Origin of the sequence: Plantactinospora sp. GCM10030261 (assembly GCF_042666615.1) — a bacterium.
GTDB lineage: Bacteria > Actinomycetota > Actinomycetes > Mycobacteriales > Micromonosporaceae > KBS50.
Window position 1 is genome coordinate 38146 of the sequence record NZ_JBHTDD010000039.1, and the last position, 19852, is coordinate 57997.

Here is a 19852-nt window from a genome sequence, read left to right on the forward strand (position 1 = left end):
GGCCCAGACCAAAAGTATTGCTCCGGCCGCCGCGCCGCCGTTTCGCTGGGTCCCATGCGCACCTCCCTGGCCGTCGCCCTCCGTCAGCTTGTCCCGCCACGCGGGCTCATCCGGTCCCTGGCCGCGCAGGCAATGGCGTACGCGGTGGGTTTCGGCGTGTTCCAGGCTGGCAGCGCGGTGTTCTTCACCAAGGTGCTGGGGCTCGATCCCACCCAGGTGGGTCTGGGGTTGTCTGCCGCCGCCGGTGTGTCGATGCTGGTTTCGGTCCCGCTCGGGACGGTGATCGACCGATTCGGCGCGCAGAAGGTCTGGCTGGTGTCGCTGCTTGTCGAGGCCGCTCTGTTCGCGGCCTATCCCTTCGTCGAGGGCTTTGTCGGCTTCCTCGTCGTGGTGACCGGACTCGCCGTGGCCGCGGCGGGCACCGACGTGGCGCGCTCGGTCTACTCCATCGCCGTGCTCCCATCCGAGGACCGGGTCCGCGCGCTGGCCTACCAACGGACCGCCCTCAACCTCGGGTTCGCCGTCGGAGCGGGAATCAGCGGGCTGGCGCTGGCCGTGGGCACCGCGACGGGCTTCCAGGTGATGATTGTGTTTGCCGCCGCGATGCCGATCGTGACGGCGGTGTTCGTCCGCCGGCTGCCCAGGGTGGCCCGGCAGGCTCCAGCGGCCGAGCCGCCGACCGCCGCCGCCGAACCCCGCCGCCGCCGGCACGCCGCCCTCGCCGACCGGCCATTCCTCCTGGTCACACTGGTGTCCGGGATCCTCGGCGCGCACCACACCCTCATGCTCGTCGTGCTTCCGCTCTGGATCCTCGACCGCACCGACGCGCCCGCCCCCGTGGTCGCGCTGATCCTCCTGCTCAACACCGCGCTCGCCGTCCTGCTCCAGGTCCGGGCCAGCAGGGGCGCCGAGACAGCGCCGGGCGCCGGGCGGGCACTGCGCCGGGGCGGGCTGCTCCTCGCCTTCGCGTGCCTGATCCTTCCGATCTCCACGCTCACCACCGGTCCCGTCACGATCGCCATTCTGCTCGCCGGCGCGGTCGTGCTGACGCTCGCCGAACTCGTCCAGTCCGCCGGCGACTGGGGCCTCGCCGCCACGCTGCCGCCGGACGACCGGCGGGGCGAATACCTCGGCGTCTTCCGCCTCGGTCGCCAACTGCAACAACTTGCCGGGCCGGTCGCGCTCACCGCCCTCACGGTGGGCACCGGCGGCTGGGGCTGGCTGCCGATGGTGGTTCTCTTCCTGGCAGTCGCGATGGCGGCCCGTCCCGCGGTCGGGTGGGCGGTGCGCCGCCCACGGATCGGCTCGGCACCGACCGCCCCGATCACCACGGTGACGCCCGTCCCATAATCCGGACGTTCCTTACCGACCTCGGAACGATCACGTAGGGTGATCTCTGTCATGTGGCAGGCGCTTCTCCTTCGCTGCCGCGACGGGGCCAATCCGGCCGGCACCCCGTCGCGGAGTTGACACGCGCCGTCCTGCACAGACCCGCACCGCAAGCCGATCCGGCCCACGCGCCACGACGCGGCGCCGCCGGACCGCTGAGCGAGATCCGCATCGCACCTCGGCACCGTCGCCGATCCGCACCCGACGCTGACGTCACATGACCTCCGGGAGCCTTCGCCATGGCCACCAGCACCACCGGTACGACCGAATCGATCACCACCGAACCCGCCGCATTCGATGAACCGGCAGCCGACCCGATCGCGCGGCAGCGGCCGAGCAGCATGCCGTACCGGCGCTACCAGCCGTACCACCGGCAGTTCGGCATCGATCTGCCGGACCGGCGGTGGCCGACCCGCCGGATCGAGGCCGCACCTCGGTGGTGCGCGGTCGACCTGCGCGACGGCAACCAGGCCCTCATCGACCCCATGTCACCCGAGCGCAAGCGCCGGATGTTCCAGCTCCTGGTGCAGATGGGTTACAAGGAGATCGAGGTCGGATTCCCCTCGGCGAGCCAGCCGGACTTCGACTTCGTCCGCCAGCTCATCGAGCAGGACCTGATTCCCGATGACGTGACGATCCAGGTGCTGACCCAGTGCCGGGAGCACCTGATCGAGCGGACGTTCGAGTCGCTGCGCGGCGCGCGGCGGGCCATCGTGCACTTCTACAACTCCACCTCCACCCTCCAGCGTCGGGTGGTGTTCGGGCTGGACAAGGCCGGCATCACCGACATCGCCACCCAGGGCGCCCGGCTGTGCCAGAAGTACGCCGAGATCCTCACCCCGGACACCGAGGTCTACTACGAGTACTCACCCGAGTCGTACACCGGCACCGAACTGGACTACGCCCTGGAGGTTTGCGCGGCGGTGATCGAGGTCATCGACCCGACACCGGACCGACCGCTGATCATCAACCTGCCGGCGACCGTCGAGATGGCCATGCCGAACGTGTACGCCGACTCGATCGAGTGGATGCACCGCAACCTGCCCCGGCGGGACAGCGTGGTGCTCAGCCTGCACCCGCACAACGACCGGGGCACCGGGGTGGCCGCCGCCGAACTGGGCCTGCTGGCCGGGGCGGACCGGGTGGAGGGCTGCCTGTTCGGCAACGGCGAACGGACCGGCAACGTCGACCTCGTCACGCTCGGGTTGAACCTGTTCTCCCAGGGCATCGACCCGGAGATCGACTTCTCGAACATCGACGAGGTCAAGCGAGCTGTGGAGTACTGCAACCAGCTACCCGTGCACGAGCGGCACCCGTACGCGGGCGACCTGGTCTACACGGCGTTCTCCGGCTCCCACCAGGACGCGATCAAGAAGGGCTTCGCGGCGCTGGCCGCCGACGCGGACGCCGCCGGGGTGCCCGTCGACCGGCAGCCGTGGGCCGTGCCGTACCTGCCGGTCGACCCCCGCGACCTGGGCCGCACCTACGAGGCCGTGATCCGGGTCAACTCGCAGTCCGGCAAGGGCGGCGTCGCCTACATCATGCAGACCGAGCACAGCCTGGACCTGCCGCGCCGGCTCCAGATCGAGTTCTCCGGCGTGGTGCAGCAGGTCACCGAGGACGGCGGCGAGGTGGAGCCGGGCCGGATGTGGCAGATCTTCGCCACCAACTACCTGGTCGACCACCAGCCGGCGCCGGTGCTGAGGGTGCGCGAGTACGCCACCGCCACCGTCGACGGCAAGGTGGAGATCGGGGCGGAGGTCGACTTCGCCGGTCAGCCCCGGTCGCTGTCCGCGGTCGGGAACGGACCGATCGACGCGTACGTCAACGCGCTCCAGGAACTGGGGGTACGGGTACGCGTGCTCGACTACCACGAACACGCGATGTCCGCCGGTGAGGACGCGCGGGCCGCCGCGTACGTCGAGTGTGAGGTGGACGGCCGGACGGTGTGGGGAGTCGGCTTGGACGCCAACATCGTCACCGCCTCCATCCGGGCCGTGACAAGCGCCGTCAACCGCGCCCGGTAACGGGACGGGGCCCTTCCTGTCCCTAGAAAGGGACAGGAAGGGGCCATCCCGACACCGGTCCTGGTCTCAACCTTGGTGTTCTGGCGCCGCCTCCGCACGCTCCTGCGCCGGGTACACCGGGGGCGGCAGCGAAGGACAGGGCCGCGACGGTGGCCCCTGCTTGGCCGGCCGGTGCACCAGCACGAGGGCCAGCACGGCGCTCACGTACATCATTCCGGCGCACCACAGCATCGCCGAGCGGTACGCCGAGGTCAGCTCGGCCGGTTGCTCGTACCCGGCGCCGGAAAGCCCGACGAGCAACGGCAGGGCGGCGATAGCCAGCAGCCCGCCGGCCCGGGAGGCGGCGTTGTTCACCCCGCTGGCCACGCCGGCGTACCGGTCGGCCACGGCGGCCAGGACCGAGGCGGTCAGCGGGGCCACCACGAGCGTCATGCCGAGGCCGAAGAGGAAGACACCGGGCAGCACGTCGACCCAGTAGTTCGCGTCCGCGTCCACCCCCCGCAGCAGCAGGAAACCCGTTCCGGCCACCACCGGCCCCACGGTCAGCGGCAACCGCGGGCCGATCCTGGCGGCGAGGGCGCCGGCCCGGGCCGAGCCGATCAGCAGCAGGATGGTCAGCGGCAACGTGGCCACCCCCGTCCACAGCGCCGAGTAGCCCACGACGTTCTGCAGATAGACCGCGAGGAAGAAGGTGAGCCCGCTCAATGCCGCGTAGACCGTCACCGTGTAGACGTTGAGCACCGAGAACAGCCGGCTCCCGAACAACCGCAGCGGCAGCATCGCCGCATCGGCCCGGCGACGCTCGACCAGCACGAACAACGCGGTCCCCAGCACCCCGACGAGGAATCCACCGAGCACCGGCCAGGACGCCAGGCCGCGCTGCGGGGCATCGATCAGGGCGTACGTGACGCCGGCCAGGGCCAGCGCACCGAGCACCGCGCCGGTCACGTCGAAGCGATTCCGTGGGCCGCCGGCCGCCTCCCCAGCCCCCCGCTCAGCCGACGGATCCCGGCTCTCCGGCACCCAACGGATCGCGGCCAGCACCACACCGGCGGCCAACGGCAGATTGATGAAGAAGATCCATCGCCAGGACAGGGCGTCTATCAACCAACCGCCGACGAATGGTCCGAGGGCGGTCGACACGCCGGACAAACCCGACCAGGCTCCGATCGCCCGGCCGCGCTCGTCCGGATGGAAACTGCCCTGCAACAGCGCCAGCGAGCCGGGGGTGAGCAGCGCGCCGCCCGCTCCCTGCAGGACTCTCGCGATCACCAACCATTCGGTGTTCTGCGCGAAGCCGCAGAGCAGCGACGCGACGGTGAACCAGAACACTCCGATGAGGAAGATCCGGCGCCGCCCGAACCGGTCCCCGAGTGCCCCGCCGAGCAGCACGAACGCCGCCAGCATCAACAGGTAGCCATTGACCGTCCATTGCAGACCTCCGACGGTGGCGTCCAGCTCGCGTCCCAGGTGCGGCAGTGCGACGTTGACCACCGTGCCGTCCAGGAACACCATGCCCGAGGCCAGGATCGCGGCGAGCAACGTACCCCTCCCGGCCGAGGTGCCGAGCCGGAGTGGCGGCGAATCCGATCTCATGGAACCAATCTTCCGCAGCACCTCGCCGATCGCCAGGCAATCGGCAAATGTCGCGTCCGGCGGCGGGAACCCGCAAGCTGGAAACGTGCATACTCGTCGTACCACTTCCAGATCTTTCGCGTTCGTCGCGGCCCTCGCGTTCGCCGCCGGGGGATGCACCCAGGTCGCGGCGCCGGAGACCAACACCTCCCGCGATCCGGCCGCGGCCGCCGAGGCGGCCCGGCAACTAGACCAGCTCACCGTGGCCAGCGCGGTATCCATGCGGGGGTACAGCCGGGACCGCTTCCCGCACTGGCGCGACACCGGGAAGAACTGCGACGTCCGGGACACCGTCCTGAAGCGGGACGGCACGGACGTACGCCTGTCCGGTTGCAACGTGGTCGGTGGCCGCTGGACCAGCGTGTACGACGGCAAGGACTTCACCGATCCGGCTGACGTCGACGTCGACCACATGGTGCCGCTTGCCAACGCCTGGCGGTCCGGCGCGTCGAAGTGGACCGACGAGCAGCGCGGCGACTTCGCGAATGACCTGGACCGGCCACAGCTGTTCGCGGTCTCGGCGGCCAGCAACCGGTCGAAGGGTGACCAGGATCCAGCCCAGTGGCAACCCCCGAATCGCGACTACTGGTGCCAGTACGCCACGGACTGGGTAACCGTCAAACATCACTGGCGGCTCACGGTGACCAGCGCCGAAAAGACCGCCCTCGCCGACATGTTGGAGCGCTGCTGATGACCGAGGCATCGAAGGACGTATCCCGGAGCGCCGACATCGTGCCGGGGCCGGGTGGAGTGATGACCGACGAGGTAGGCGTGGTGACCGGCGACCTGACGCTGCGCACCGAGTACGCCGACGGCCAGGTCAGCCTCCGCGTGCAGTACAAGGACGCCGCGGAATGGTACGCGGTGACCGGCGGTCGGGCACCGCTGGCCGATCCGGCTGGTGTCGAGGCGGTGCACACGATCGCGGTCGGCCTGCTGCACCGCCCGGAGGGCTGACCGGCGTCCGGCCCCGTTCGGGGTGGATCGTGGATTGCTACTGCCCCTGGCGGGGCCTCAGGAATCCGCGATCCACCCTCGCGCGATGATTCGTCAGGGGGTGGGAATGAGTTCGCCGGGCTCGTCGGGAGACTCGGTGTCGGACGGCCGGACGACCTCCGCCTGCACCTCGTGCGGCCGCAGCCGCCCGTCCTCGATCTCCTCGGCGAAGTGGCAGGCCACCCGGTGCCCACCGGTGACCTCGCGGAGCGCCGGCCGCTCGTCGGCGCAGCGGGTCGGCTGGGCCCACGGGCAGCGGGTGTGGAACCGACAGCCGGTGGGTGGGTTGGCGGGCGACGGCAGGTCGCCGGCGAGCAGGATCCGCTCCCGCCGGTCCTCCACCAACGGGTCCGGCACCGGCACCGCGGACATCAGCGCCCGGGTGTACGGGTGCAGCGGCTGCCGGTAGAGATCCTCGCTTGTCGCCTCCTCGACCAGTCCACCCAGGTACATCACGCCGACCGTGTCAGCGATGTGCCGTACCACGGCCAGATCGTGCGCGATGATCAGGTACGTCAGCCCGAGTTCGCCCTGAAGGTCCTCCATCAGGTTGAGTACCTGCGCCTGGATCGACACGTCCAGCGCGGAGACCGGCTCGTCGGCCACGATCAGATCGGGGTCGAGCACCAGCGCCCGGGCGATGCCGATCCGCTGCCGCTGACCGCCGGAGAACTCGTGCGGATACCTGCTCAGCGCCGACGCCGGCAGGCCGACCGCGGCCAGCGTCTCCCGCAGCCGCTTGGCCACGGACGCCTTGTCCTTCGCCAGGCCGTGCGCCTTGAGCCCTTCGACGAGCAGGGACTCGACGGACTGCCGCGGGTCGAGACTGGACATCGGGTCCTGGAAGATCATCTGCATACGTCGGCGCAGCCGCCGCATCGGCTCGCCGCCCAGCGTCCGCACGTCGGCACCATCGAAGATGATCTGACCGTCGGTCGGTTCGGTCAGCCGCAACAGTCCCCGGCCGAGCGTGGACTTGCCGCAGCCCGACTCGCCCACCAACCCGTACGTCTCGCCGCGCCTGATCGACAGAGAGACGCCGTCGACCGCGTAGACGTACCCGATGGTCCGGTCGAACAGCAGGCCGCTCTTGATCGGGAAGTGCACCTTGAGGTCGCGCAGCTCGATCAGCGGCGCTCCCTCGGCCTCCGCCGGGGCCGCCGGAGCCGCCGCGGCGCCCGCCGGCTCGGGCGACACCGCAGCGTCCGCGTCCCGAACCGGCGCGGCGCCCGCCGGATTGGATGACGTCGCCGCGTTGTCGGCCGGCTCCGCCGGACGTGGGATGTTTCCGTCCTGTCCGCTCATACGACAGCTACCTCCTGCGGAACCGGGTTGTTGCAACGGAGCCGGCCGCCGCGCGCGGTCGGCTCCAGCGGCGGGGCCGCGCCGACGCAGGCGTCGACCACCCGCTCGCAGCGGGGCGCGAACGCACACCCTTCGGACCAGGGAATGTTGTCTGCCACCGAGCCGGGGATGGCATTCAGCCGCTCACCGCGCTCCGAATCCAACCGAGGGACCGAACCGAGCAACCCGTGCGTGTACGGGTGCCTCGGCTGGGCGAACAACTCGTGCCGTCCCGCCGTCTCCACCACCTTCCCGCCGTACAGCACATTGACGGTGTCGCAGAGGCCGGCCACCACCCCCAGATCGTGGGTGATCATGATGAGTGCGGTGCCGGTGTCGTCCACCAGTTCCTTCAGCAGCGTGAGGATCTGCGCCTGGATGGTCACGTCCAACGCGGTGGTGGGCTCGTCGGCGATGAGCAGCCGCGGCTTGCAGGCCAGCGCGATGGCGATCAGCGCCCGTTGCCGCATGCCACCGGAGATCTGGTGCGGGTACTCGCTCAGCCGGCGGGCCGGGTCCGGGATACCCACCGCGTCGAGCAGTTCCCGGGATTCCCGCATCGCCTGCCGGCGGTCCCGGCCCTGGTGCCGTTCCAGCACCTCGGCCACCTGCCGCCCGATGGGGACGACCGGGTTCAGCGAGGAGAGCGGGTCCTGGAAGATCATGCCGATCTCCTTGCCCCGCCGGTCCCGCATGTCATTGGGGCGCAGCTTCAGCAGGTCCGTGCCCTCGAACAGCACCTCACCGCTGACCTTGTTGCCGCGCCGGGGCAGCAGACCCATGATCGCCAGGCTGGTGACGCTCTTGCCGCAGCCGGACTCCCCGACCAAGCCGACCGTCTGACCGGGTTCCACCGTGAAGCTGACCTTGTTCACCGCGGCGAACGGGGTCTCACCCCGCCGGCCGAACACCACGCTCAGGTCCCGTACGTCGAGCAGGCTCATCGCGGTCCTCCCAGGTACATCCGCCCTCACCGCCGGTTCTTCGGGTCGATGGCTTCCCGCATCGCCTCACCGAGCAGGGTGAAGCCGAGGGCCACCACGATGATCGCCAGCGCCGGGAAATAGGCCAGCTCCGGGCGTACCTCGAAATAACGCTGGCCGTCGACGCCGAGCATCAGGCCCCACTCGGCCCGGTTGATGTCGGGGTCGCCGAGCCCCAGGAAGGACAGCGCCGCGGCGTCCAGGATGGCCACCGCGAAGGTGAGCGTGGACTGCACGATCACCGCGGTCATCGAGTTCGGCAGCATGTGCCGCAGGACGATGTTGCGTTCCTTCACCCCGAGCGCGCGGGCCGCCAGCACATGGTCACTCTCCCGTTGGGCCAGCATCGAGCCGCGCAGCAGCCGGGCGAAGATCGGCACGTTCACGATGGCGACCGCGAAGATCACCGTCCACTGGCTGGACCGGCTGGCCACCGCGACAAGCGTGATCGCCAGCAGCAGTCCGGGCAGCGCGAGCATCACGTCGGTGATCCGCATGAGGATGACGTCCACCCAGCCGCCGAGGGCACCGGCGAGGGCACCGAACAGCACGCCGAGGGCCAGTCCGATGAGGGTGGCCAGGACGCCGACGAGCAGGGTCTGCTGGGAGCCGTAGATCAGCCGGGAGGCGAAGTCCCGGCCCAGCGGGTCGGAGCCCAGCGGGAACCCGGGCTGAGCCCCCGGGATGTCGTCCACCCGCAGCTTGCTCGTCAGCTCGGGGAACCGTTGGACCGGATCGTGCGGGGCAATCAGCGGGGCGAAGATCGCCACCAGCACGAACAATCCGACGATGACCGCCCCGACGATGGCCACCGGATTGCGGCGCAGCCGGCGCAGCGCGTCCCGGAGCAGGCTGACCCCGCCTTTGTCCGCGGATGCCTGGGCCAACTCCTCAAGCCGGGCCTTCTTCCGGTCGCCCAGGAGACCGATGCTTCGTTCGCTCATGACTTGCTCCTCGCCGCGCTCGTTGACCCGGTCACCGGACCCGCACCCGCGGATCGATGAACGCGTACGACAGGTCGACGATCAGGTTGACCACCACGAAGACCAGCGCGGCCAGCAGGATCAGCGCCTGGAGTACGGGGTAGTCCCGGCTGCCGCTGATCGAATCGGTGATCAACGTGCCCAGGCCGCCCCAGTTGTAGACCTTCTCGGTGAGCACCGCGCCGGCCAGCAGCGCACCGGTCTGCAGGCCGATGGTGGTCACCACCGGCAGCAGCGCGTTACGCAGCACGTGCCGGCCCCGGATGGTGGAGTGCCGCAGGCCCTTCGCCTCCGCCGTTCGCACGTAGTCCTCGTTGAGCACGTCGAGCACGCTGGCACGGGTGATCCGCACGATGACGGCCAGCGGGATGGTCGCCAGCGTGATGGCCGGCAGGATCAGGTGCCACAGCGCGTCGGCGCTGGCGTCGAATTCCCTGGTCAACAGTCCGTCGAGGACGAAGAAGCCGGTGACCTCGGTGTTGTCGATCCCGGTGCTCATCCGGCCGGACGGCGGGAACCAGTGGATGTTCTGAGTGAAGACGTCCTTGAGCAGATAGCCGAGGAAGAAGATGGGAATCGAGATGCCCACCAGGGTGCCGGCCACCGCCGCGGTGTCCAGCAGCCGTCCCCGGTGCCGCGCGGCCAGGTAACCCAACGGTACGCCGAGCACGATCGCGATGATCATCGCGGTCGACGCCAACTCGACGGTCGCCGGGAAGGCACGGCCGATCACCTCGGTCACCGGGTCGCCGGTCCGGATCGAGTTACCCAGGTCGCCGGAGAGGATCCGCTGCATGAACTTGCCGTACTGCACCCAGATCGGCTGGTCGTAGCCGAGAGCTTTGATCAGCAGCGCGCGGGTCTGCGGTGTCGCGCGCTCACCGAGCAGCGCGTCGACCGGCCCACCAGGCAGGTTCCGGAGCCAGATGAAGATCAGCGCGGACAGCGCTATCAGTGTCACCACCAGTTGCAACAGGCGGCGGACTATCACTCGAAACATGTTGAGAACACCGTGCTTTCACCGTCCGACCGAGGTGGTCCGGATTTCAGGGGCGGAGCGGTGAGCGGCCCGGACCGGGATGGTGCTCCGGTCCGGGCCGCTCACCGATTGCGCTGGTCCCGATCAGCTCTGCGGGACGGTAACCCCGGAGAACCGCTCATCCGTCAGCGGGCTTGCCTCGACGCCCTCGACGCCCTTGGCGAGCACGATGGCGGGCGGCGCGTGCCACACCGGCACGGCCGGCAGCCACTTCGTCGCCAGGTCCCGGTTGACCTGCTCCCAGGCCGCCTTCTTACCGGCCTCGTCGACGGTCGCGTCGGCCTTGCTGATGGCGGCGAACATCTCGGTCATCGCCTCGTCGCCGAACTCGGCCTTGCCACGGCCGAAGAAGGTGCCGACGAAGTTGCCCGGGTCGTTGTAGTCACCGGTCCATCCGAGGACGTGCAGGTCGTGCTTGCCGGCCTTCTGCACGTCGTCCTTGAAGCCGCCGTTCCACGGCCGCGGAACGCCGTTGACCTTGATGCCGACGGCCTGCAGGTCGTTCGCGAGAACGGTGAAGATCTCCTGCGGGTTCGGCATGTACGGCCGGGTGACGTCCGGCGGGTAGTAGAAGTTGAGGGTCAGCCCGGTGGCGCCCGCCTCGGCCAGCAACTGCTTGGCCTTGTCCGGGTTGTAGTCGTACTTCTGCACGTCCGGCGCGTAGCCGAGCACGGTGTCCGGCATGAACTGGCTGGCCACGGCGGCCCCGCTGGGGCCCTTGGTCTGCACGAGCTGCTCGCGGTTGAGCGCGTGCGCGATGGCCTGCCGAACCCGCAGGTCCTTCAGCTTCGGGTTGTTCTTCTGGTTGATCCCCAGGTAGAGGATGTTGAAGGCCGGGCGGTTCAGCACCTGGAAGCCCTCGTCGGCGAGCGCCTTGCGGTCCGCGGGGGCCGGGAAGTCGATGCCCTGCACGGTGCCGGCCCGCAGTTCCTGCTTGCGGGTGCTCTCGTCCTTGATGATCTTGATGATCATCTTGTCGACCTTGGCCTTCTCGCCCCAGTAGTCGGGGTTGCGCTCCAAGGTGATCTCGTTCTTGGCCTTGTCCCAGCCACCGAACTTGAACGGACCGGTGCCGGTCGGGTGCTCGTTGGCGTACGGGCTGTACGAGAACGAGTCACCGCTCTGCGTGACCTTGTCGGCCTCGTACTTCTTGAGCGCCTCGGGGCTCGACATGGAGAGCGAGGTCAGCGCGAACGCGCCGGGGAAGGCGCCCTTGTACTTGTTAAGCGTCAGGACGGCGGTCGCCTCGTCCGAGGCCTCGCACTTGTTGTAGACGGGCTGTCCAGTCGCGTCGCCCTCGTTCTTCGCGAAGCCCTCGAAGACGTCGGCGTAATAGATCATCTGGCTCTGGGCCGCGGCGCCCTTCATGTTGAACCAGCGATCGAAGTTGGCGCAGACCGCCTCGGCGTTGAACGGGGTGCCGTCGTGGAACTTGACACCCTTACGGAGCTTGAACGTCCAGACCTTGCCGTCCGGGCTGTTCTCCCAGCTCTCCGCCAGCCCGGGCGCCAGTTCGGCCGTGCCCGGCTTGTGCGCGATCAACGTCTCGTACATCTGCCGGACCGGCCGGAACGATTCGCCGTCATCATTGAAGATCGGGTCGAAGTTCTTCGGGTCACCGGCGCCTCCGAAGACGAACGTGCCGCCCGTCTTGGCCTCACCGCCACCCGAGTCCCGCTCGCTCTCCGCGCAGCCGGCCCCTCCGGCCGCAAGCGCCGCAACGGCCGCGACGGCGATTACCGTCTTGAGCCTTCTCGCCTGCATCTCTCACCTCATGTCCTGCGCATGACCGCCGCCGGGGTCTGGCTCGGTCCGTGAGCGGCACGGTAACGGCAGCAAGACCAAGAACGGAACGCCGGTTGGTGAATCTCTACCAAGCCGACACCTAGCGATGATCTTTGTTGTGGCATGAGTTGAATGTCTGATTTGGACAATATCAAACGTATAACGGTGCTGGCGCATTTCGTCGCGACCCTGTCACAGACCGCGGGTGACCTAGACCGCCCGGCGACCCTCGAAAGCCCGTCCCAGGGTGATCTCGTCGGCGTACTCCAGATCGCCACCCACGGGCAGGCCGCTCGCCAACCGGGTGACGGCGATACCCATCGGCTTCACCATGAGCGCGAGGTACGTCGCGGTCGCCTCCCCCTCGGTGTTGGGGTCGGTCGCCAGGATCAGCTCGCGAACCTCGCCGCCGCCCAATCGGGCCAGCAACTCCCGGATCCGCAGGTTGTCCGGCCCGATCCCCTCCAGCGGATTGATCGCACCACCGAGCACGTGATAGCGGCCCCGGAACTCGCCGGTCCGTTCGATCGCCACCACGTCCTTGGGCTCCTCCACCACGCAGAGCACCTCGTCCGTACGCCGGGGGTCGCGGCAGATCCGGCACTGATCCGATTCGGAGACGTTGAAGCACGTCGTGCAGAACCGGACCAACTCCTTCACCTTGCGCATCGCGGTGGCCAGGCGGGTCACGTCGGCCGGATCCGCCGACAGGATGTGGAAGGCGATCCGCTGGGCGCTCTTCGGGCCGACGCCCGGCAGCCGGCCCAGCTCGTCGATCAGGTCCTGGATCGCGCCCTCGTACACGGACGGCTCAGAACCCGGGCAGGCCGAGGCCGCCCATGCCGCCGGTCACCGGACCCATCTTCTCCTCGGTCAGCGTGCGTACCGCCTCGCTGGCGTTGTGCACGGCCGCCACCACCAGGTCTTCGAGGGTCTCCACGTCGTCCGGGTCCACCGCCCGCGGGTCGATCTTGATCGACCTGACCTCGCCGCTACCCGCCATGGTGACGGTGACCAGTCCACCACCGGCGGTGCCCGTCACCTCTGCCTCGGCCAGTTCGGCCTGGGCGGCGGCGAGCTGTTCCTGCATCTTCTGGGCCTGCTTCAGCATCTGCTGCATGTTGGGCTGTCCACCGGGGCGCATGGCACTGCTCCTTGTCCTGGGGGTCGTCGGAATCCTGAGTCGTCGGAATCCTGAGGTCGGACCGTCGGTCGCTCGGCCGCCGCCCACACTAGCCGTCGGGTACGTCACCGATCCGCCGGCTACCGCGCGTCCACCTCGCCGATCCGTTCGGCCCGAAACGCCTGCTCCAGCAGCTGCACCGCCTGTTGCTCGCTGGTCTGCCGGGCGGTCCGCTCGTCGACCACCTCGTCCAGCGGCTCGTCACCGGGATCGAACCCCTCGTAACCCGCGGCCGGTGACGCCGGACCGTCGTACTCGGGGTCGTACGGCGGTTCGCCAGCCCACTCCTGGTCGGCGACCGCCGCGCCGGAGGCCGGGGTGGCGCGGGCCGGCGTCGTGCCGCCAGCGCGCGAGCCGCGGGCGGCGGCCGCCGCTCGGGCCGCGGCGAGACCGCCACTCACCGGCCGCTTGACGGTCGGTTCGGCATTCCCGGTACGCAGCGGATCGGTGGTCCGAGGCATCGTCACCGTACCTGCGCTGGCCGCACCCGACGGGGCGGCGGCGCGACGGACGGCCGCCGGGGCACCGGCGACGGACCCCGGCGTCGTGCCGGGGCTACCGGCGACCGACCCGGACGACGTGCCGGAGCCCCCGGGCCGGACCGGCGTGGGCCAGTCGTCGGCCGCACCGGCGTCGGCACTGGCAGTCGGCGAGGCTCCGCCCGAGGACGACCCACCCGGTCGGGCCGGGGTGGGCCAGTCATCCTCCGTCGGTGCCGAAGCCGATCCCGACGAGCCCGCCGATTCGGTCGGCGACACCGCCGCGGATCCAGCCGGCGTCGATCCGCCCGCTGGCGCCCCCGGAGGTCCGGCGGTCCGGCCGCCGACCGAGCGATCGCGACCCGGGTCGCTCCCGGCCTGCGGAACCGGGCGACCGGCCGGTCCGCCACCGTTCGGTGCGGCTGGCGGTCGGCCAGCGGCCTCCCGCTGCTCGCCGGCCACCTCGCAGCGGACCTGCCAGCGACCGCCCAGTTCCTCGTAGAGCGCATCGACCAGCACCTCCGCCTGACCCGCGACCATCTGCGCGTGCACCGGATAGCGGAACGTGAGGGTCAGGGTGTCCCCGGTCAGGTCCCGGACCGTGGCGTCGCGGACGAGTGCGGCGATCCGCTTGTTGCTGCGGTTCACCATGGCGACGATCTCGCCCCACACGCGCCGGACGGCCGCCGCGTCCAGCTCACCCGGCGCCTGGTCGACCACCGGATCCGGGGTCACCGGATCGGGCATGACGGCCGCCGGGGAGACCGGCCTACGGGCGGCGACCGCGGGTCCCGGCCCGGACCCGGTCGGCCCGCCCGACGGACCGACCGCGGACTCCGTCCGGGCAGCCGACTCCGCGGGCGCGGCGGTTCCCGCCCGGGCCGCCGACGCCGACCCGGGAGCGGACCCGTTCGGCGGTACGCCGGCCGGCGCCGCTTCGCCGGTGGGCGGCCCGCCCGTGGGGCGTACCGGCGCGGGTGGATCGACCGGCGCGGTGCCGGCAGCCGGCGGCGCGGGTGGATCGATCGGCGCGGCGCGGGCGGGCGGCGGCGCGGCGGGTGCCGCCGCGGACCCGTCCGGAGCGGACAGGCTGAGCCGGCGTTCCATTCGTTCGAGGCGCTGCAGCAGGCCCCCCGTGGAGTCGTCGGCCCCGGGCAGCAGCATCCGGGCGCAGATCAGTTCGAGCAGCAGCCGGGGGGCGGTGGTGCCGCGCATCTCCACGAGACCGTTGTGCACGATGTCGGCGCATCGGGACAGGGTCGCCGGGCCGAGCCGCTGGGCCTGGGCCGCCATCCGCTCCACCTGGTCGGCCGGGCCGTCGATCAGTCCCTTGGTGGCGGCCTCCGGCACCTGTTGCAGGACGATCAGGTCGCGCAACCGCTCCAGCAGGTCGGCGGCGAACCGCCGCGGGTCGTGGCCGGCGTCCGCCACCCGGTCCACCGTCGCGTACGCCGCGGCACCGTCACCGGCGGCCAACGCGTCACACATCTCGTCGAGCAGCGCGGAGTCGGTCACCCCGAGCAGCGCCACCGCCCGCGGGTAGGTCACCCCCTCCGGGCCGGCGCCGGCGATGAGCTGATCAAGCACCGACAGGCTGTCCCGGGCGCTACCCCCGCCAGCCCGGACCACGAGCGGGTAGACCGCCGGATCGACGTTCACCCCCTCCGCCTCGCAGAGCTGTTCCAGGTACGGCCGCAGCACGCCCGGCGGGATCAGCCGGAAGGGGTAGTGGTGAGTCCGCGACTTGATCGTGCCGAGAACCTTCTCCGGCTCCGTGGTGGCGAAGATGAACTTGACGTAGTCCGGCGGCTCCTCGACCAGCTTGAGTAGCGCGTTGAAGCCGGCCGACGAGACCATGTGCGCCTCGTCGATCACATAGATCTTGTACCGGCTGCTCGCTGGGGCGAAAAAGGCCCGCTCGCGCAACTCCCGGGCGTCGTCGACGCCCCCGTGGCTGGCCGCGTCGATCTCGATCACGTCGATCGAGCCGCCCCCGTCGTTGGCCAACGCGCGGCAGGACTCGCAGACGCCGCAGGGTTCGGGGGTGGGTCCCTGTTCGCAGTTGAGCGACCGGGCCAGGATGCGGGCGCTGGAGGTCTTGCCGCACCCCCGAGGGCCCGAGAAGAGATAGGCGTGGTGCAGCCGGCCGCTGCGTAACGCCTGCGACAGCGGCTCGGTGACGTGATCCTGCCCGATAACCTCGGCAAACGTGCGCGGTCGGTACTTGCGGTAGAGCGCCAGCGCCACTGCGCCTCCTCTCGACCGGGCCATTCTGCGCCGCCCCGGCCCAGGTGACCACCCTCCGCGCGGAGGCGGCCCGCCGCAACCCGCTCCGGAGACAGAAAGGCCTCCCGTGCACCCGGCAGAGCTCGCTTATCCTTGCTGCCTTCCGGCCCTGGGGAGGTTCACGAGATACCGCCGCACGGGAGGTGTGGCCCACTCTACCCGGTGGTGAAGTGGATCAAGACGGGTGGTGCGGTGTTGGTGGGTCGAGGTACCTGTATCCTGTCCGACGGAGGATTCGCCTAGAGGCCTAGGGCGCACGCTTGGAAAGCGTGTTGGGTTCACACCCTCACGAGTTCGAATCTCGTATCCTCCGCCAGGCCAAACGAGGGCCGGCTCCGTCCGGGGCCGGCCCTCGTGCCGTCTCTGTCGGCACTCAAGGACTGATCCCGGGGACACGGCAAAAGTAGGAGTACAGTTAACCAAATCGTACACCTATATCTTCGGCGCTAGGAGCCCCAGCGTGCGCAAGCCCGCCGAGATGTTCGACCGAGAGCACGAGTGGTCGGCTCTGGGCCGATTCATCACCGACGCCGCGGCCGGAGCCACCCTCGGCGTGGTCTCGGGTCGACGGCGTCAGGGCAAGACGTACCTTCTCGACGCGGCCTGCCGGGCGGCCGGTGGCTTCTACTTCGGCGCGACCGAGGCGACAGACGCGGAGTCCCTCCGCCGGTTCAGCGCCGCGCTCACCGCCCACAGCCGGCCCCCGGCCCCGCACCACTTCGCCAACTGGTCGGAGGCGATCGACGCGATCCTCTCCCTGGGCGCGGAACGACCCACGCCGGTGGTGATCGACGAATTCCCCTACCTGGCCAGAGCGAATCCAGAGCTGCCGTCCATCATCCAGGAGGCGCTACGGACGCTGCGCGAGCAACGCACCGCCTCCCGCGCCCGATTGCTGCTGTGCGGTTCCGCGATGTCGTTCATGGGCCGGATCCTGTCCGGCAACGCCCCGCTGCGCGGCCGAGCCGGGCTCGAACTGGTCGTCCGCGCCCTCGACCATCAACTGGCGGCCGAGTTCTGGGACATCACCGATCCACGCCTGGCCCTCCAGGTGAACGCTGTTGTCGGCGGCACTCCCGCGTACCGGCGCGAGTTCGCCCGGAGCGACAGTCCAACGGACTTGAAGGACTTCGACGCCTGGGTGGTGCGGACCGTTCTCAATCCCGAGACTCCACTGTTTCGCGAGGCTCGCTACCTGCTCGCCGAGGAACCGGACCTGCGCGACACGGCGCTGTACCTCTCTGTCCTCGCCGCCGTGGCAGATGGCAACGCCACCCGCGGTGGGATCGCCAGCTACCTTGGGCGACGAGCCACCGATATCGCCCATCCGATCAATGTGCTGGAGGACGCGGGCCTGCTGCACCGGGACGCGGACGTCTTTCGCGACAACCGACCCACCTACCGGATCGCGGAGCCACTGATCCGCTTCTACCACGCCATCATGCGTCCGGTGTGGGACCAGTTGGAGCGGCCTGGTGCGGCTGGTCGGGTCTGGCGGGCGAGTCGCCGTCGGTTCGTGAGCAACGTCCTCGGTCCACACTTCGAGCAGGTCTGTCGCGACTGGACGCTGCACCACGCCGACCCCGACGCCCTCGGCGGACTTCCCGCCAAGGTTGGACACGGGATCGTGCACGACCCCGCGACCCGCACCGGCCACGAGGTCGACGTCGCGGTGGTCGGCATCACCGAGAGCGGGAGGCCACCATTGCTGGCCATCGGCGAGGCCAAGTGGAACGACACCATGGGCGCCGCGCACATCGACCGGCTGCGCCACGTCAGGGAACTCCTCCAACGAACCGAACGGTACGACACTGCCCGAACCCGGCTGCTCTGCTTCAGCGGTGCGGGGTTCAACGACAAGGCCCGCGAGACCGCCGCCGACGCCGGTGACGTCCTGCTGGTCGACCTGCCCATGCTGTACGGCCGCGACTGATGATCGTCGCGCAAAAGCCACGAATACGGATACGCAACGCCAAGCAACCTTTTTGCCTCCGACCCGTTAGGCACTCGGGGGAATTCCGATGAAACTGCGCAAAGTGGCGCTTCTTGCCATGGTGCTGGTGGTCGCCGCGATGGTCACCAGCAGTTCGACCGGTCGACCAAGATCGACAACGTCAACCGCTGGTCCCGGTGGGCCACCGCTCGACGCCGAGCCCGACCGGCCGGCAGCTCCTGCCGCTCCGCCAACAGTCCCCGGGCCACCGGGCCCGGCCGGCGTTGTCAGCCTCGCCGGGTTGCGGGGTATCCCGTTCGGCGTCACCGAGAAGGAACTGTCTCGTCGCGGCGTACTCGATCGCGAACCAACGCCGTGCGGACGCCGCCTGGCCGGCGTGCCGACGGCGGACCCGGTCTTCGCCGAGGATCGGCTGGTGCTGCTCTGGGCGAACGGGCAGACCCGCACGCCGGAAGGCATCCGCGCCGGCACGCCCGTGGAGCGGGTGCGGGACGCCTACCCGCGGGCCCGCCGACTCACCGCGCCGGCCGGGTCGTACCGACTCGACGGGCTGCTGGCCCGCAAGGGTGACCGGGCCTACCTGTTCCTGCATGACGGCCAGACCGTCCGCAAGACGGTGGTCGGCTACACCAAGTACGCCAGGAAGCTGTTCGACGAGGGATTCGGCACCTGCTGATCCCCGTAACGCGGAGACGCCCGGCGACTCGCCGGGCGTCTCGCGCGTTCGGAGCGGTGGCGGCGGGATTTGAACCCGCGGAGGGCGTAAACCCTCACACGCTTTCGAGGCGTGCTCCTTAGGCCACTCGGACACACCACCGCCGAGTAGGGTACCGGACGGCCACAGCCGGTGCCGAACCGGTATCCCACCGGCCGACCTGGCAGGATCCTTCCCATGAGTACGCACATCGGTGCCCAGCCGGGCCAGATCGCCGAACGGGTCCTGATGCCGGGCGACCCCCTGCGGGCCAAGTGGATCGCGGAGACCTACCTCGAGGACGCGAAGTGCTACTCGACGGTCCGCGGCATGCTGGGCTACACCGGCCGCTGGTCCGGCGTCGAGGTGTCCGTCCAGGGTTCCGGCATGGGGATGCCGTCCGCGTCGATCTACGCGCACGAGCTGATCAACGAGTACGGGGTGAAGAGCCTGATCCGGGTCGGTTCGTGCGGCGCCCTCACCGAGGACCTCCAGTTGCGGGACGTGATCGCGGCCAGCGGCTCGTCCACCGACTCGAACATGAACCGGTTCCGCTTCGACGGTTTGATCGATTACGCCCCCGTGGCCGACTTCGGGCTGCTGCGTACCTCTGTCGAGGTGGCCGAGCGGCGCGGCATTTCGATGCGGGTCGGGCCGATCCTGGCGGCGGACGCCTTCTACACCGACCGCCCCGACCTCTACGACCGGCTCGCCGATTACGGGGTGCTGGCCGTCGAGATGGAGTCGGCGGCGCTCTACACGATCGCGGCCCGGTTCAAAGCGCGGGCCCTGACCGTGTTGACGGTGAGCGACCACATCAAGACCGGCGCCAAGACCTCGGCGCAGGACCGAGAGCAGACCTTCGGCCAGATGGTCGAGATCGCCCTAGACACGATCACCGCCTGACCCCCTGTCCCCCTCCGCCCGCGCCGATCTAGGGCAGGTGGTCGTGATTGGAGATCAATCAACGACCATCTTCCCTAGATGTACTGCCCATGGACGTTGGTGACACGGTCGGATCTTGAAATGGTGAGGACCTCCCGAGTAGGTGTGGAGCTACCACAACAGCCGCACC

At 69.7% G+C, this 19852-nt stretch carries 15 protein-coding genes, 2 tRNA genes, 1 other RNA gene and 1 pseudogene; 8 read left to right on the top strand and 11 right to left on the bottom strand.

The genetic code is table 11. The annotated features are described in order from the left end of the window. Positions 1–54: 54 nt before the first annotated feature. The gene (locus ACFQUZ_RS29860) at positions 55–1350 is read left to right on the top strand and encodes an MFS transporter (RefSeq protein WP_377448192.1); all 1296 of its coding nucleotides are present in this window, start codon (positions 55–57) and stop codon (positions 1348–1350) included. 380 nt (positions 1351–1730) lie between these two features. After that, a complete protein-coding gene (gene leuA / locus ACFQUZ_RS29865) occupies positions 1731–3416 on the top strand; it encodes a 2-isopropylmalate synthase (protein ID WP_377448224.1) in 1686 nt (561 codons plus the stop codon). 66 nt (positions 3417–3482) lie between these two features. On the opposite strand, the gene ACFQUZ_RS29870 is transcribed toward leuA, so the two are convergent. Beyond that, positions 3483–5012 (bottom strand): MFS transporter, encoded by a 1530-nt coding sequence (locus ACFQUZ_RS29870; protein WP_377448194.1) that lies wholly within the window; start codon positions 5010–5012, stop codon positions 3483–3485. Positions 5013–5097: 85 nt separating this feature from the next. On the opposite strand from ACFQUZ_RS29870, the gene ACFQUZ_RS29875 reads away from it, so the two are divergent. Next, on the top strand, positions 5098–5742 hold the full coding sequence (locus ACFQUZ_RS29875) for an HNH endonuclease family protein (protein ID WP_377448195.1): 645 nt from the start codon (positions 5098–5100) through the stop codon (positions 5740–5742). 23 nt (positions 5743–5765) lie between these two features. After that, positions 5766–6008, top strand: a pseudogene (locus ACFQUZ_RS29880) (hypothetical protein); the annotation flags it as partial. A gap of 93 nt (positions 6009–6101) precedes the next feature. Here ACFQUZ_RS29880 and ACFQUZ_RS29885 read toward each other — a convergent pair. From ACFQUZ_RS29885 to ffs, 9 genes are all read right to left on the bottom strand, one after another. After that, on the bottom strand, positions 6102–7352 hold the full coding sequence (locus tag ACFQUZ_RS29885; protein ID WP_377448197.1) for an ABC transporter ATP-binding protein: 1251 nt from the start codon (positions 7350–7352) through the stop codon (positions 6102–6104). Continuing rightward, positions 7349–8335: an ABC transporter ATP-binding protein gene (locus tag ACFQUZ_RS29890; protein ID WP_377448199.1), complete on the bottom strand. Its 987-nt coding sequence runs from the start codon at positions 8333–8335 to the stop codon at positions 7349–7351. Before ACFQUZ_RS29890 ends, ACFQUZ_RS29885 begins: the two co-directional genes overlap by 4 nt. Positions 8336–8361: 26 nt before the next feature. Then, a complete protein-coding gene (locus ACFQUZ_RS29895) occupies positions 8362–9318 on the bottom strand; it encodes an ABC transporter permease (protein ID WP_377448201.1) in 957 nt (318 codons plus the stop codon). 31 nt (positions 9319–9349) lie between these two features. Beyond that, complete coding sequence (locus ACFQUZ_RS29900; RefSeq protein WP_377448203.1) at positions 9350–10357, bottom strand: ABC transporter permease; 1008 nt, start codon at positions 10355–10357, stop codon at positions 9350–9352. 123 nt (positions 10358–10480) lie between these two features. Further along, positions 10481–12160, bottom strand: coding sequence for an ABC transporter substrate-binding protein (locus ACFQUZ_RS29905; RefSeq protein WP_377448205.1), 1680 nt, complete (start codon positions 12158–12160; stop codon positions 10481–10483). Positions 12161–12391: 231 nt separating this feature from the next. Beyond that, complete coding sequence (gene recR, locus ACFQUZ_RS29910) at positions 12392–12985, bottom strand: recombination mediator RecR (protein WP_377448207.1); 594 nt, start codon at positions 12983–12985, stop codon at positions 12392–12394. A 7-nt stretch (positions 12986–12992) separates the two neighbouring features. Next, positions 12993–13301: a YbaB/EbfC family nucleoid-associated protein gene (locus tag ACFQUZ_RS29915; RefSeq protein ID WP_377448226.1), complete on the bottom strand. Its 309-nt coding sequence runs from the start codon at positions 13299–13301 to the stop codon at positions 12993–12995. Positions 13302–13444: 143 nt separating this feature from the next. Then, entirely contained in the window at positions 13445–16090 is a 2646-nt protein-coding gene (locus ACFQUZ_RS29920) for a DNA polymerase III subunit gamma and tau (RefSeq protein WP_377448209.1), read from the bottom strand. Between the two features lie 95 nt (positions 16091–16185). Then, positions 16186–16275: signal recognition particle sRNA small type (gene ffs, locus ACFQUZ_RS29925), an RNA gene on the bottom strand. An 82-nt stretch (positions 16276–16357) separates the two neighbouring features. Here ffs and ACFQUZ_RS29930 point away from each other — a divergent pair. The 3 genes from ACFQUZ_RS29930 to ACFQUZ_RS29940 all read left to right on the top strand — a co-directional run bounded on the left by ACFQUZ_RS29930 (position 16358) and on the right by ACFQUZ_RS29940 (position 18759). Further along, positions 16358–16445: transfer RNA gene (locus tag ACFQUZ_RS29930), tRNA-Ser, on the top strand. Positions 16446–16589: 144 nt separating this feature from the next. Then, positions 16590–18062: an ATP-binding protein gene (locus ACFQUZ_RS29935; protein WP_377448210.1), complete on the top strand. Its 1473-nt coding sequence runs from the start codon at positions 16590–16592 to the stop codon at positions 18060–18062. 88 nt (positions 18063–18150) lie between these two features. Beyond that, complete coding sequence (locus ACFQUZ_RS29940) at positions 18151–18759, top strand: hypothetical protein (RefSeq protein ID WP_377448212.1); 609 nt, start codon at positions 18151–18153, stop codon at positions 18757–18759. Between the two features lie 54 nt (positions 18760–18813). On the opposite strand, the gene ACFQUZ_RS29945 is transcribed toward ACFQUZ_RS29940, so the two are convergent. Beyond that, positions 18814–18900: transfer RNA gene (locus ACFQUZ_RS29945), tRNA-Ser, on the bottom strand. 75 nt (positions 18901–18975) lie between these two features. Between ACFQUZ_RS29945 and deoD the strand changes: the two genes are divergently transcribed. Continuing rightward, the gene (gene deoD, locus ACFQUZ_RS29950) at positions 18976–19683 is read left to right on the top strand and encodes a purine-nucleoside phosphorylase (protein WP_377448214.1); all 708 of its coding nucleotides are present in this window, start codon (positions 18976–18978) and stop codon (positions 19681–19683) included. Positions 19684–19852: the final 169 nt, after the last annotated feature.